This window comes from Actinomadura sp. DC4, assembly GCF_030406325.1.
In the GTDB taxonomy this organism is placed as follows: Bacteria; Actinomycetota; Actinomycetes; order Streptosporangiales; family Streptosporangiaceae; genus Actinoallomurus.
Genome location: NZ_JAUEQY010000039.1, coordinates 1 through 13,579 on the forward strand (window position 1 = coordinate 1; position 13,579 = coordinate 13,579).

A 13,579-nucleotide genomic window follows, 5' to 3' on the forward strand; every position below is an offset into this window, starting at 1 on the left:
GCCGCCCCCCCCCCCGGCCCCGGGCGGCGACTCGTTGGTGATGTCCCCCCTGTGCGCCCCGGCGCGGGGGCCCCGCGCCCGGGGCCCCCCCCGGCACCCGCCCCGGCGGGGGGTCAAAACGCGGGGCCCCCGGGCGCGGCGGGGGCGGGGGGGGCCCCCGGGGCCCCCCCCACACCCCGCCGGGGGGGCGGGGGGGGCGGGGGCGCCCCGCCGCCACGGCCTGCGGGTCCTCGGATTCATGTCGCCGTGGCTGATCGGGTTCGCGCTGTTCTTCGCCTACCCCCTCGCCGCGACGGTCTACTTCTCCTTCTACCGCTACAACCTGTTCCAGCTCACGCCGATCGGGCTGACCAACTACCGGTTCCTGCTCCACGACCCGTACGCGTGGACGGCGATCAAGAACACGTTGTGGCTGGTCGTGGTGCTGGTCCCGCTGCGGGTGTTGTTCGGCCTGGGTCTCGCGCAGCTGCTGACCAACATCCGGCAGGGCGGCAACATCCTGCGCTCGATCTTCTACCTGCCGTTCCTGATCCCGCCGGTCGCCGCGACGGTCGCGTTCGTGTTCGTGGTCAACCCGGGCACCGGACCGATCAACGACATCGCCGCCAAGATCGGCATCAACCTGCCGGACTGGTTCAACGACCCGACCTGGACCAAGCCGGGCCTGACGCTGCTCTCGCTGTGGGCCATCGGCGACGTCATGATCATCCTGCTGGCGGCGCTGCTCGACGTGCCCAAGACCCTGTACGAGGCCGCCGCGATCGACGGCGCGAACGCCTGGCAGCGGTTCCGGCGCATCACGCTGCCGACGATCTCGCCGGTGCTGATGTTCTCGGCGGTCACCGGTGTCATCGAGACCCTGCAGTACTTCACGCAGGCGATGGTCGCCGCGCACGTCTCCCAGGGCAACGCCGACCAGGCCGGCACCACCACCGCGCCCGGCTACCCCGACGGCGCCTCGCTCACCTTCCCGCAGGTCCTGTACGACGAGGGGTTCCGGCAGTTCAACATGGGCTACGCGTGCGTGCTGGCGCTCGTGCTGTTCGCCGTCGCCATGTTCTTCACCCTCATCCTGCTCCGCCAGTTCCACGCGTTCGCCGACGACAACTGAAGGGAGGCCCCATGACCAGCACGACTCTCGACGTACGCCGCGCCTCCGCCGCACGCCGCCCGCCGCAGGTCGCCCGGCGGGAACGGCGCAGGCAGCGCCTGTACTGGATCGCGACGCACGCGGTCGCGATCGCCCTGGCGATCATGTTCCTGGCGCCGCTGATCTTCATGTTCCTGACGGCCGTGATGAGCAGCAACGAGACCCTCACCGGCAGCCTGTGGCCCAAGAGCTGGCACTGGGAGAACTTCGGCCACGCGCTGACCACCGACCACGGCGCGATGCTGCACTGGCTGTTCAACACGCTGATGTACGCCGTGCTCGCGACGGTCTTCATGCTCGTCTCCAGCATCCCGGTCGCCTACGCCCTGGCGCGGTTCCGCTTCCGCGGCCGCAAGCTCGCGTTCGTCCTGGTGATCAGCACGATGATGCTGCCGCCGCAGGTGACGATCGTGCCGATGTACATCATGTGGGCGCGGTTCCACCTGACCGGGACGCTGTGGCCGCTGATCATCCCGATGCTGTTCGGGGACGCGTTCTCCATCTTCCTGCTGCGGCAGTTCCTGGTGACGATCCCCAAGGAGTACGCCGACGCGGCACGGGTGGACGGCTGCGGCGAGCTCCGTACGATGCTGCGGGTCATCCTGCCGATGGCCCGGCCGGCGATCGCCGCGGTCGCGCTGTTCCAGTTCTTCTACGCCTGGAACGACTACTTCGGGCCGCTGATCTACGCCAAACCGGACTCGTGGACACTGGCCGTGGGCCTGTCGACGTTCCGCGCCGCGCACCACGTGGAGTGGAACCTCACCATGGCCGCGACGCTCCTCACCGTACTTCCGGTGATCATTGTTTTCTTCCTCGCCCAGCGGGTGTTCATCCAGGGCGTGACCTTGACGGGAGTGAAGGGTTGAAGCTCTGTGTGGTCGGCGGCGGCTCGACGTACACGCCGGAACTCGTGGACGGCATCGCCCGCCTGCGCGACACGCTGCCGGTCTCCGAGCTCGCGCTCGTCGATCCCGACGAGCGCCGCCTGGAGCTGGTCGGCGGGTTCTCCCGCCGCATCTTCGCGCGGTACGGCCATCCGGGCGTGATCCGTACGACGACCGTGCTCGACGAGGGGGTCGAGGGCGCCGGGGCCGTGCTCCTGCAGCTGCGCGTCGGCGGCCAGGCCGCCCGGCACGTGGACGAGACGCTCCCGCCGACCTGCGGCTGCGTCGGGCAGGAGACGACCGGTGCGGGCGGGCTCGCCAAGGCGCTGCGCACCGTGCCGGTGGTCCTGGACATCGCCGACCGCGTCGCCGCCCTCGCGCCGGACGCCTGGATCGTCGACTTCACCAACCCGGTCGGCATCGTCACGCGCGCCCTCCTGGACGCCGGGCACCGCGCGGTCGGGCTGTGCAACGTCGCGATCGGAATCCAGCGGCACGTCGCGAAGCTGCTCGACGTCGCGCCCGCCGACGTCCGGCTCGGCCACGTCGGCCTCAACCACCTGACCTGGGAACGCAGCGTGCACGTGGGCGGCGAGGACGTGCTGCCCAAGCTGCTCGCCGACCACGCCGAGGACCTCGCGTCCGGTATCGGCCTGCCTCCCGCGCTCCTGCGGCGGCTCGGTGTCGTACCGTCCTATTACCTGCGGTACTACTACGAACATGACGCGGTCGTCGCCGAGCAGCTGTCCGCCCCGTCACGCGCCGAGGAGGTGACGGCCATCGAGGAGCGCCTCCTGGAGATGTACGCCGACCCCTCGCTCGACGTGAAGCCGCAGCTCCTGGAGCAGCGCGGCGGCGCGTACTACTCCGAGGCCGCCGTCGACCTCGTCGCGTCCCTGGCCGGCGACCGCGGTGACGTCCAGGTGGTCAACGTGCGCAACGGCGACCGGCTGCCGTTCCTGCCGCCCGAGGCGGTGATCGAGGTTCCGGCCCGCATCACCTCCGCCGGCGCGGACCCGCTGCCGGTGGACCCGGTCGAGCCGCTGTACGCGGGCCTGATCGCGCACGTGACCGCCTACGAGGAGCTGGCCCTGGAGGCCGCGCGCAAGGGAGGTGCCGACCGGGTGACCGACGCCCTGCTCGCCCATCCGCTGATCGGGCAGGTGAGCCTGGCCACCGATCTGGCCGGCCGCCTCATCGCCGCGAACGCGGCCCACCTGCCCTGGGCGGTGGACGCGTGATCGTCGCGATCGACGGCGGGAACAGCAAGACCGACGTGGCGGTCCTCACCACCGGCGGCAAGGTGCTCTCGACCGTACGCGGCGGCGGCTTCCGGCCCGTCGCCGACGGTGTCGAGGCGGCGGTGAACACCCTCACGGACGCGGTGACGCGCGCCCTGGAGGCCGCCGGGCTGACCGAGTCGTGGCCGGTCGCCGACCACGTGTCGGCCTACCTCGCCAACGTGGACCTGCCGGAGGAGGAACAGGAGTTCCACCGCATCATCACGGCCTGCAACTGGGGCCGGAACGTACGGGTCGGCAACGACACGTTCGCGCTGCTGCGCTCGGGCGTCACCGAACGCTGGGGCGTCGCCGTCGTGTGCGGTGCCGGCATCAACTGCGCGGGCGTCGGCCCGGACGGGCAGGTCGCCCGCTTCCCCTCGATCGGCCGGGTCACCGGCGACTGGGGCGGCGGCCACCACCTCGGCGAGGAGGCGCTGTGGCACGGCGTACGCGCCGAGGACGGCCGCGGCCCGCAGACGGCGCTCGCCGGCGCGGTCGCCGCGCACTTCGGCGTGGCCACCGCGCTGGAGGTCGGCCTCGGCATCCACTTCGGGGAGATCTCCGAGGACCGCCTCGGCGAGCTGTCGCCGGTGCTGTTCTCGGCCGCGGCGGCCGGCGACGAGGTCGCCGCCCGTCTCGTCGAACGCCAGGCGGACGAGGTGACGGCGCTGGCCACGGTCGTGCTGCGCCGGCTGGGGCTGCTGAACTCGCCGGTGGAGGTGGTCCTCGGCGGCGGCGTCCTGGCGGCGCGGGACGCACTGCTGATGACCGCGATCCAGGAACGCTTCTCACGCGTCGCACCGCAGGCCAAACTCGTCGTCGTCGACGCGCCGCCCGTCCTCGGCGCCGCACTGCTCGGCCTGGACGCCGCCGGCGCATCACCGGAGGCCCACGAGCGCCTGCGCGCCTACTACGCCTGAGGCGCGGGTCTCGTGACGCGATGATCGCGACTGGTCAGTCTTGTTCGCGTGGATGACGTCCCGGGTGACTTCCTCTCTTCGACCGAACCCGACCGGCTGTGGCTGTCGAAGATCGACGCGTCGCCGACCGTACGTTCGGAGGTGACGGCATCTCCCAGTTCCTCGACATCGGCACGGGCATCCCGACGGTGGGTCCCACTCACGACATCGCCCAGCGTGTCGACCGAGAGGCCCGGGGTGCCTGGGTCGACAACGACCGTTGCAAGTCGGATTATTCACACCGCAATTAGGACGCGCCGATTACCACGCAGATGTACGACCACCTTCAAGAGGTGAGCGTTGCAGCAGGCGTGTGCGGCGTGGCCGTAGGTGTCATAAGGAGCCCAGCCGTCATGCACCGCCACCCCGGTGAAGGCGGGCAGGCCCCGAGCGGCGTTCGTCGATCGGACGATGGTGGACCCCTGCAGGCACTCCACGTCAGCCTGAAGCGGCGTGTGGGGCCTTGATCGTCTTCTGCCGGGGCGGAGTGAGAATGCGGATAGCCCTGCGCCAAGACAAGGACGCGCGTGGCCGCGTCCAATTGCCAGGGCAGTGATCTATTGGATCCCCTTGCAGAGGGATACATTGAGCACATCTTGCTCAGGCTCGCCGGTGCGACGGAGGGTGACGTGGCGGATCCGAGGCGCTCAACGCCCAAGTGGGCGAATAAGAAGCGGAGATTACCCGCGGAGAAACCCTGGTACAAACGGACCGTGATTTGGGTCACCACCGTGATAATGGCCCCCGCACTCGTCGCCGCCATCACCGCAACCATCACCGGCCAGACCCAGAAGCTGATCGACAGACTACCGAAGCCCGGCTCGTCGACCTCCTCCGGCGTTTCCCCATCCCGCACGGCCGAACCGCCCCTCCTGATCGTGAAAGCGACGGCAGACACATCCGAGGACGCCGGCGGGACCTGGGCTGCGGCCGGCAAAATCCGGCTGACCAAGGCAGCGATCGCACAGTGGCAGAAGGAGATGGCCACGGAGGGCGGGACCGATGGTTACAGCCGGTTTATACTAGGGCTAGGCGCGGTCACGGCGCACGGCATGGTCATCGATCTGAAGATGTCCACCCTGACATCCCAGCAGGTGCGCCTAGAACGGGTGCGCATGGCCAAGACCTGCACCGATCCACTCAGCGGGACGCTCTTTTTCAACCCGCCTGCCGGGGGTCCCGGACGGCCTGGCGAAATTGGCTTCGACCTCGATCAGCAGGTGCCGATCGCACAAGAAGTGCGATTGGAAAATGATTTTCCGGAGTTCACCGGAAGAGACTTCTTCAGGACGCACATTCAGTATTTCACGAAGAACGACGGTTACGTTTACCACGTTATAGTGCATACCCGAAAGCACTACTGCACTTTCCGGCTGCTGCTGGACGTGACAGGGGACTACAGGTCCGAGACGATCACCGTCGATGATCACGGAGAGCCGTTCCGCGTCACGGGCGTCTATATGACCACCGACACCCATGGGTTCCCGATCGAAAAGTTCCGAGCCTATAAGAAGGTGTATGCCACAGCCGCCAGCGGATCGCACGGCCCGGACTGGTGGAACGAGGAAGACCCAAAGACTTTCAAACCGTATGGACCATGACAGCTTTGCAATCCACGCACACAACGGGCAACCCGAGAGGCCGGGATCCAGGCGGCAGGTTCTAAGGTGTTCTGGAAGGCGCATCGCTTCTCAAGATGTCTACGCCATCAACTTCGATCAGTCGAAATCCCAGCCCTGGGAAATCACACACTGCTTTCAGGCCGCTGCCGTCACAGCCGTTTCCTCGATCAGTTTGTTTCCTACCTGCATAACTGATCCGACGAAGACTATCGTTTCGAGGCCGCCCTATGGCTGAAGCGTCATGCCGACGACGAGGAATTACGACTCTTCGCCATGACTCTTATCGAAGAGCACCCAGATCGACGAGCGCTCCTGAACGAGCGGATGAGACGTGGCGAAATCACAGCCGATGATGTTGTCGAGCTCGGGAGTCCACCCGAGCCACTCGACACCTGACGCGACGCCGTGGGCCCTGCCTCCAGTTTCCCCACACGGTCGGGCCGGGAGTGTCTAATCAACGGCGGATCTGATGATCAAGGAGATGTGTCCGATGACGGAGATCGCCGTGGAGAACGAGCAGGCCGACCGGGTTCAGGCACTCTCGAGTGCGGTGCCGGACGAGGAGCTCGTTGCGATGCTGGTCGACCGGGCTCGGAACGAAAAGCTGCAGCTGACCGGTGCGCCCGCATCCGCAAGGCCATCCGCGCCCGCGGCCACCTTCCCGCTGCACTCAGCTCTTCTCAAGCCACGCGGCACCGTCGAGGCCGGGACACGGAGCGGCAGACAGTGGTCGTGAGGTCTACTTCGGCCTTGACGGTGCCGAAAGGCCCATGGTTCGATTCCGGCGATTCGTGACATACAACGCAGGCTTTCCCGGGGGAGACACAGGCTCGGGCGTGTCGCCGGACAGCGGCAGCGCCCACAACGCCGGGAGCTGACCATGGGCCGAAGAAGACGTGTGGCGGCGATCGCGACCGCGCTCATGACGCTCGCCCCCCTGGCCTCCGCCGGGACGCCCGCCGCAGACCCGGCCGACGAGACCGCGATGCGGCCCGCGCGCCAGGCGGCGGACCAGAACGTCGAGGCCCGCGTCAACGCCCTCCTGTCGCGGATGCGGCTCGACGAGAAGCTCCAGCAGATCCAGCTGCTCTCCGACGGCCAGGTGACCGACGACGACGCCGAGAAGGGCGTCGGCGGCGTCTTCAGCCTCACCGATCCGCGCAAGATCGATCACCTGCAGCACGTCGCCGTCGAACAGTCCCGGCTGCACATCCCCATCCTGTTCGCCTACGACACCATCCACGGATACCGGACGGTCTTCCCCACGCCGCTCGGCGCGGCGAGCAGCTTCGACCCCGGCGTCGCGACCGCCGACGACACGTACGGCGCCCGCGAGTCGGCCGCGGTGGGCATCAAGCAGATCTACTCCCCCATGGTCGACGTCTCCCACGAGCCGCGCTGGGGGCGGATCGCCGAAGGCGCGGGCGAGGACCCCTACCTCGGGTCGGTGTTCGCGGCGGCCCGCGTCAAGGCCGCGCAGGGCGCCGCCTACAGCGCGCCGGACAAGGTCGTGACCAGCGTCAAGCACTTCGGCGCGTACGGCCAGCCCGAGGGCGGCCGGGACTACAACACCACGGACATGTCCGAGCAGCGGCTCCGCAACCTGTATCTGCCGCCGTTCAGGGCCGCGGTCGACGCCGGCGCCGACACCGTGATGTGCTCGTTCAACTCGATCAACGGCTCGCCCGGCTGCGGCGACGGCCACACCGAGACCGACATCCTCAAGCGCGAGTGGGGCTTCGACGGGTTCGTCGAGAGCGACTACACGGCGGTCTCGGAGATGCGCACCTGCCCGCCCAGAACGCCGGACGAGGGCCCCTGCGGCCACGGCGTCGCGGCCGACGGGCCCGGCGCGGGCGCGCTCGCGCTCAACGCCGGCACCGACTCGGAGATGGTCAGCACCAACATCCGCGACTACGGGAGGCAGCTGCTCGCCGACGGCCGGATCTCCCAGCGCCGCGTCGACGACGCCGTACGGCGGATCCTGCGGGTGAAGTTCCGCGCCGGGCTGTTCGACCACCCCTACGTCGACCCGGCCAAGGCCGAGGCCGCGCAGCTGCTGCCCGACGCGGTGGCCGCGGCCCGTACGGCGGCCGGCCGCTCGATGGTCCTGCTGAAGAACGACGGCGACGCGCTGCCGCTCGACCCGGCCAAGTCCACCGCCGTGATCGGGCCGCTCGGCGACGACCAGCACGACATGCTCGGCCCCTGGTGGGGACAGGGCCGCGACCAGGACGCCGTGTCGGTCTACGCGGGCCTCAAGGCGCAGAGCCCCAGGACGACCTTCACCCAGGGCTGCACGATCGTCGACAAGGACCCGCCGGACAACACGCCCGGTGACGTCTGCGGGTCCGACGCGGGCTTCCCCCAGGCCGTCGCGGCGGCCAAGGCCGCCGACCAGGTCGTCCTCGCGCTCGGCGAGTCGCGCGGGCAGAGCGGCGAGGCCGCCGCGCGCAGCGACATCGACCTGCCGGGCCGGCAGCAGGAGCTCATCGACGCGATCAAGGCGACCGGCAAGCCGTTCACCGTCGTGCTGTTCAACGGCCGGCCGCTGACGCTGGCCAAGGTCGCCGCGAGTGCGCCGTCGATCCTGGAGGCCTGGTTCCCCGGCGTGCAGGCCGGCAACGCGGTCGCCGACGTGCTGTTCGGCAGGGTCGACCCGGGCGGCAAGCTCCCCGTGTCGTTCCCCCGCGCGCTCGGGCAGGTGCCGATCTACTACGACCACGAGCCGACCGGCCGCCCCTGCGACGCGAGCCAGAAGTACACCTCGCGCTACCGCGACCTGCCCTCCTGCGATCCGCTCTACCCGTTCGGCTATGGCCTGAGCTACACGACGTTCGACGTCTCCGCGCCGAAACTGAGTTCGTCCACGATGCCGTCGAACGGCCGGATCAGCGCGACCGTCGACGTGAAGAACACCGGGAAGCGGACCGGCGACGAGGTCGTACAGCTCTACGTCCACGACCCGGTCGCGAGCATCTCCCAGCCCGTACGCCGCCTGCGCGGCTTCCAGCGCGTCACGCTCGCCCCCGGCCAGACGAAGCACCTGACGTTCCGGCTCGGCCCGCAGGACGTCGGCTTCTACGACAACGGCGGCCGTTTCGTCGTCGAGCCCGGCACCATCGACGTCTATGTCGGCGACAGCTCTGCCGCCGGCGAGCACGTCTCCTTCAAGGTCCGCTGACGGCGATCCCGGTGAGTGGAACTCCGGTCCCGCGCGCGTCCCCGGCTGGGTCAGGCTGAGGCTGCCGACCAGGGACGCTGTCAGGGAGCCGCGATGAGCAAGACCAAGGTGGCCATCATCGGGTCCGGCAACATCGGAACCGACCTGATGATCAAAGTGATACGCCTGTCGGAGACGCTGGAGATGGCCGCGATGGTGGGCATCGACCCGGACTCCGACGGGCTCGCCCGTGCCGCCCGGATGAACGTTCCGACGACCGCCGAGGGCGTCGACGGGCTGATCGCGATCGACGGGTTCGCCGACATCGAGATCATCTTCGACGCGACCTCGGCGAAGGCGCACGTCGCGAACGCCGAGCGGCTGGCCCCGTACGGCAAGCGGCTCGTCGACCTCACCCCGGCCGCGATCGGCCCGTACGTCGTGCCGCCGGTCAACCTCGAGGAGCACCTGCGGCAGGACGCGCCCGACATCGACAACGTCAACATGGTCACCTGCGGCGGCCAGGCCACGATCCCGATGGTGTACGCGGTGTCCCGTGTCACACCGGTCCCGTACGCCGAGATCGTCGCCTCGATCGCCTCCAAGTCGGCCGGGCCCGGGACGCGGGCCAACATCGACGAGTTCACCGAGACCACCGCGGCGGCGGTCGCCGAGATCGGCGGCGCCGGCCGCGGCAAGGCCGTCATCGTCCTCAACCCGGCCGAGCCGCCGCTCATCATGCGCGACACGATCTTCTGCCTCATCGGCGACGCCGACCACGAGGCGATCCGCGCCTCGGTCGCCGAGATGGCCGAGCGCGTACGGGAGTACGTCCCCGGCTACCGGCTCAAACAGCAGGTGCAGTTCACCCCGATCGCCGAGGGCGAGCCCGTGCGGGGGCTCCTGCCCGAGGGCGCGGGCCCGGTGAACACCAAGGTGACGGTGTTCCTCGAGGTCGAGGGCGCCGCGCACTACCTCCCCGCGTACGCGGGGAACCTCGACATCATGACCTCGGCCGCGCTGCGCACCGCCGAGAGCATCGCCCGCCGGGCGGACCGGCAGACGGAGGTGGCCCGGTGACCAGGGTCTACATCCAGGACGTCACCCTCCGGGACGGCATGCACGCCATCCGGCACCGCATCAGCCCGCGCGACGTCGGGCGGATCGCGTCCGCCCTCGACCGCGCCGGCGTCGACGCGATCGAGGTCGCGCACGGCGACGGGCTGGCCGGCAGCAGCCTCAACTACGGCCCCGGCAGCAACACCGACTGGGAGTGGGTCCAGGCCGTCGCGGACAACGTCGAGAACGCCGTCATCACCACGCTGCTGCTGCCGGGGATCGGCACGATCGCCGAGCTGACGCGGGCGTACGCGCTGGGCGTCCGTTCGGTACGGGTGGCCACGCACTGCACCGAGGCCGACGTGTCCGCGCAGCACATCGCCAAGGCGCGCGAGCTGGGCATGGACGTCTCCGGTTTCTTGATGATGAGCCACATGGCCCCGGCCGCCGACCTCGCCGCGCAGGCGCGGCTGATGGAGTCCTACGGCGCGCACTGCGTCTACGTCACCGACTCGGGCGGCCGCCTGACCATGGACGGCGTACGAGAACGGATCCGCGCGTACCGCGACGTCCTGGACCCCGCGACCCAGCTCGGCATCCACGCGCACCAGAACCTCTCGCTCGCCGTGGCCAACTCGGTGGTCGCGGTCGAGGAGGGCGTCACGCGCGTGGACGCGTCCCTGGCCGGGCACGGCGCCGGCGCCGGCAACTGCCCGATCGAGCCGTTCGTGGCGGTGGCCGACCTGCAGGGCTGGGAGCACGGCTGTGACGTCTTCGCGCTGCAGGACGCCGCGGACGACCTCGTACGGCCCCTGCAGGACCGGCCGGTGCGGGTGGACCGGGAGACGCTCACGCTCGGGTACGCCGGGGTGTACTCCAGCTTCCTCCGGCACGCCGAGAGCGCCGCCGAGCACTACGGCATCGACGTACGGCAGATCCTCCTGGAGGTGGGCCGGCGCGGCCTGGTCGGCGGGCAGGAGGACATGATCGTCGACATCGCGCTCGACCTGACCGCCGCGACCACGGGCCCATGACGGCTCTCACCCTGCCCGGCGTCCTGCGCGCGACGGCGGGCGCTCACCCGGACCGACAGGCGATCCTGGACGGCGAGGTCTCCCTGTCGTACGCGGACCTGCACGCCGAGGTCCGCACGACCGCCCGCGCGCTCATCGGGCTCGGCGTCGAGCCCGGCGACCGGGTCGGCATCTGGGCGCCGAACTCCTGGCGGTGGGCGGTCGCCGCGCTGGCCGTCACCTATGTCGGCGCGGTCCTCGTCCCGGTGAACAGCCGGTACACCGGGCACGAGACGGCCGACATCGCGCGCCGTACGCGGATGCGGGTCCTGTTCGCCGCTGACGGGTTCCTCGGCCGGAACCAGTTCGAGGAGCTCCTGAAGGCCGCGGCGGGCGAGGGCCCCGACGCCTCTCCCGTACCCGGCCTGCCCGACCTGACCGCCCTCGTACGCATCCCGTACGCCGGAGGGGCCGACGGCGTCCTGACGTACGCCGAGCTGCCCGGCCTGGCCGAGAGCGTGCCCCTCGCGGCGGTGGAGGCGCTCGCGGACGCCGTCGCGCCCGGCGACGACGCCGACATCCTGTTCACCTCCGGGACCACCGGGCGGAGCAAGGGCGCGCGCTCGGCGCACCGCCAGACGGTGAGCACCGCCCGCGCGTGGGCCGGGCACGGGCGGATGAGCGCGGAGGACCGGTACCTGATCGTCAACCCGTTCTTCCACAGCTTCGGGTACAAGGCGGGCATCCTGGTGTGCCTGCTGCACGGCGCGGCGATGCTGCCCCAAGCCGTCTTCGACCTGCCCGAGACACTGCGGATGATCAACGAGGAGAAGGTCACGCTGCTCGCGGGCGCGCCGACCATCTTCCAGGCGCTGCTGGACGCTCCGGAGCGCGGCGACACCGGCTCCCTGCGGCTCGCGGTGACCGGCGCGACCATCGTCCCGGTCGCGCTGGTCGAGCGCATGCAGGCCGAGCTCGGCTTCGACCTCGTGCTGACCGCGTACGGGCTCACCGAGGCCGTGGTCGCCACGATGTGCCGGCCCGGCGACCCCGACGCGCTCGTCGCCGGCAGCGTCGGCCGCGCGGTGGACGGCTACGAGCTGCGGATCGGCGCGCAGGACGAGGTGCTGCTGCGGAGCGAGAACGTCATGCTCGGCTACCTCGACGACCCCGAGGCGACCGCGGCGGCGGTCGACGCGGACGGCTGGCTGCACACCGGCGACGTCGGCCGGGTGGACGAGCGGGGCTACCTCACCATCACCGACCGGCTCAAGGACATGTTCATCACGGGCGGCTTCAACGTCTACCCGGCCGAGATCGAACAGGTGCTGGCCCGGCTGGACGGCGTGGTCGAGTCCGCCGCCATCGGCGTCCCGGACGGGCGGCTCGGCGAGGTGGGCAAGGTGTTCGTCGTACGGCGCGGCGAGCTGTCCGAGGACGACGTGATCGCGCACTGCCGCGAGCGCCTCGCGCGCTTCAAGGTGCCACGTCAGGTGGCCTTCGTCGACGCGCTGCCGCGGAACCCGTCCGGCAAGGTGCTCAAGCGGAACCTCCGGCAGGACACGGTTGAGGAGCAGGCATGACCGAAGAACAGGTGGTCCTCTACGAGCGGCGCGGTCCCGTCGCGCTGGTGACCATGAACCGGCCGGGGTACGGCAACGCGCAGAACTCGGCGATGACCTACGCCCTGGACGCCGCCTTCACCCGCGCCGTCGACGACGACGAGGTCAAGGTCGTCGTCCTCGCCGGCAGCGGGAAGCACTTCAGCGGCGGCCACGACATCGGCACCCCCGGCCGTGACATCGACCGGTCGTTCGAGCGCAAGGCCGTGATCCACTGGGACCACGTCGACAAGGAGGGCGTCGAGTCCCGCTTCGCCCGCGAGTCCGAGGTCTACCTCGGCATGTGCCGCCGCTGGCGCGAGATCCCCAAACCGATGATCGCGATGGTCCACGGCGCCTGCATCGCCGGCGGGCTCATGCTCGCCTGGGCGTGCGACTTCATCGTCGCCTCCGACGACGCGTTCTTCTCCGACCCGGTGGTGCGCATGGGCATCCCCGGTGTGGAGTACTTCGCGCACCCGTGGGTGATGAACCCGCGCGCCGCCAAGGAGTTCCTCTACACCGGCGACCGGGTCCCCGCCGAGCGGGCGCGCGAGCTGGGCATGGTCAACCACGTCGTGCCGCGCGCGGACCTGGAGACCACGGTCCTGGGCATCGCGGAACGGATCGGCGCCATGCCGCGGCTCGGGCTGGCCCTCACGAAGAAGGCGGTGAACCAGGCCGAGGACCTGATGGGCATGCGCAGCGGGATGGACTCGGTCTTCGGCCTGCACCACGCCGCCCACGCCCACAACGCCGAGGTCGGCCGCGACTCCCTGGCCGGGATGGACGCCCGCGGCATGGCCGAGAAGAACGGCCGTACCTGAGGGGTTCAGTCCGCG

Annotated in this window: 12 protein-coding genes and 1 pseudogene; 12 read left to right on the forward strand and 1 reads right to left on the reverse strand. The window is 70.0% G+C overall.

The annotated features are described in order from the left end of the window. The first annotated feature begins 238 nt into the window (after nt 1–238). The 5 genes from QWU11_RS41010 (at nt 239) to QWU11_RS41030 (ending at nt 4,530) form a co-directional block, all read left to right on the forward strand. A complete protein-coding gene (locus QWU11_RS41010) occupies nt 239–1,111 on the forward strand; it encodes a sugar ABC transporter permease (protein ID WP_290119975.1) in 873 nt (290 codons plus the stop codon). An 11-nt stretch (nt 1,112–1,122) separates the two neighbouring features. Next, on the forward strand, nt 1,123–2,019 hold the full coding sequence (locus QWU11_RS41015; RefSeq protein WP_290119976.1) for a carbohydrate ABC transporter permease: 897 nt from the start codon (nt 1,123–1,125) through the stop codon (nt 2,017–2,019). Continuing rightward, complete coding sequence (locus QWU11_RS41020) at nt 2,016–3,278, forward strand: 6-phospho-beta-glucosidase (protein WP_290119977.1); 1,263 nt, start codon at nt 2,016–2,018, stop codon at nt 3,276–3,278. Before QWU11_RS41015 ends, QWU11_RS41020 begins: the two co-directional genes overlap by 4 nt. Further along, the gene (locus QWU11_RS41025; RefSeq protein ID WP_290119978.1) at nt 3,275–4,240 is read left to right on the forward strand and encodes a BadF/BadG/BcrA/BcrD ATPase family protein; all 966 of its coding nucleotides are present in this window, start codon (nt 3,275–3,277) and stop codon (nt 4,238–4,240) included. Before QWU11_RS41020 ends, QWU11_RS41025 begins: the two co-directional genes overlap by 4 nt. Before the next feature lie 98 nt (nt 4,241–4,338). Beyond that, a complete protein-coding gene (locus QWU11_RS41030; RefSeq protein ID WP_290119979.1) occupies nt 4,339–4,530 on the forward strand; it encodes an SAM-dependent methyltransferase in 192 nt (63 codons plus the stop codon). A gap of 33 nt (nt 4,531–4,563) precedes the next feature. Here the strand turns inward: QWU11_RS41030 and QWU11_RS41035 are convergent. Next, nucleotides 4,564–4,836 (reverse strand): annotated as a pseudogene (locus QWU11_RS41035) (transposase); the annotation flags it as partial. A gap of 156 nt (nt 4,837–4,992) precedes the next feature. Here QWU11_RS41035 and QWU11_RS41040 point away from each other — a divergent pair. The 7 genes from QWU11_RS41040 (at nt 4,993) to QWU11_RS41070 (ending at nt 13,564) form a co-directional block, all read left to right on the forward strand. Continuing rightward, complete coding sequence (locus QWU11_RS41040) at nt 4,993–5,880, forward strand: hypothetical protein (protein ID WP_290119980.1); 888 nt, start codon at nt 4,993–4,995, stop codon at nt 5,878–5,880. A 490-nt stretch (nt 5,881–6,370) separates the two neighbouring features. Next, complete coding sequence (locus QWU11_RS41045; RefSeq protein ID WP_290119981.1) at nt 6,371–6,637, forward strand: hypothetical protein; 267 nt, start codon at nt 6,371–6,373, stop codon at nt 6,635–6,637. Between the two features lie 144 nt (nt 6,638–6,781). After that, nucleotides 6,782–9,085 carry a beta-glucosidase BglX gene (gene bglX / locus QWU11_RS41050; RefSeq protein ID WP_290119982.1) on the forward strand — a complete coding sequence of 768 codons (2,304 nt, stop codon included), beginning with the start codon at nt 6,782–6,784 and terminating at the stop codon, nt 9,083–9,085. A 93-nt stretch (nt 9,086–9,178) separates the two neighbouring features. Beyond that, the gene (locus QWU11_RS41055) at nt 9,179–10,144 is read left to right on the forward strand and encodes an acetaldehyde dehydrogenase (acetylating) (protein WP_290119983.1); all 966 of its coding nucleotides are present in this window, start codon (nt 9,179–9,181) and stop codon (nt 10,142–10,144) included. Further along, on the forward strand, nt 10,141–11,157 hold the full coding sequence (gene dmpG, locus QWU11_RS41060; RefSeq protein ID WP_290119984.1) for a 4-hydroxy-2-oxovalerate aldolase: 1,017 nt from the start codon (nt 10,141–10,143) through the stop codon (nt 11,155–11,157). The genes QWU11_RS41055 and dmpG overlap by 4 nt, the downstream gene beginning before the upstream one ends. Continuing rightward, a complete protein-coding gene (locus QWU11_RS41065) occupies nt 11,154–12,719 on the forward strand; it encodes a FadD3 family acyl-CoA ligase (protein WP_290119985.1) in 1,566 nt (521 codons plus the stop codon). Before dmpG ends, QWU11_RS41065 begins: the two co-directional genes overlap by 4 nt. Next, nucleotides 12,716–13,564: an enoyl-CoA hydratase gene (locus QWU11_RS41070; protein ID WP_290119986.1), complete on the forward strand. Its 849-nt coding sequence runs from the start codon at nt 12,716–12,718 to the stop codon at nt 13,562–13,564. The genes QWU11_RS41065 and QWU11_RS41070 overlap by 4 nt, the downstream gene beginning before the upstream one ends. Nucleotides 13,565–13,579 lie beyond the last annotated feature (15 nt).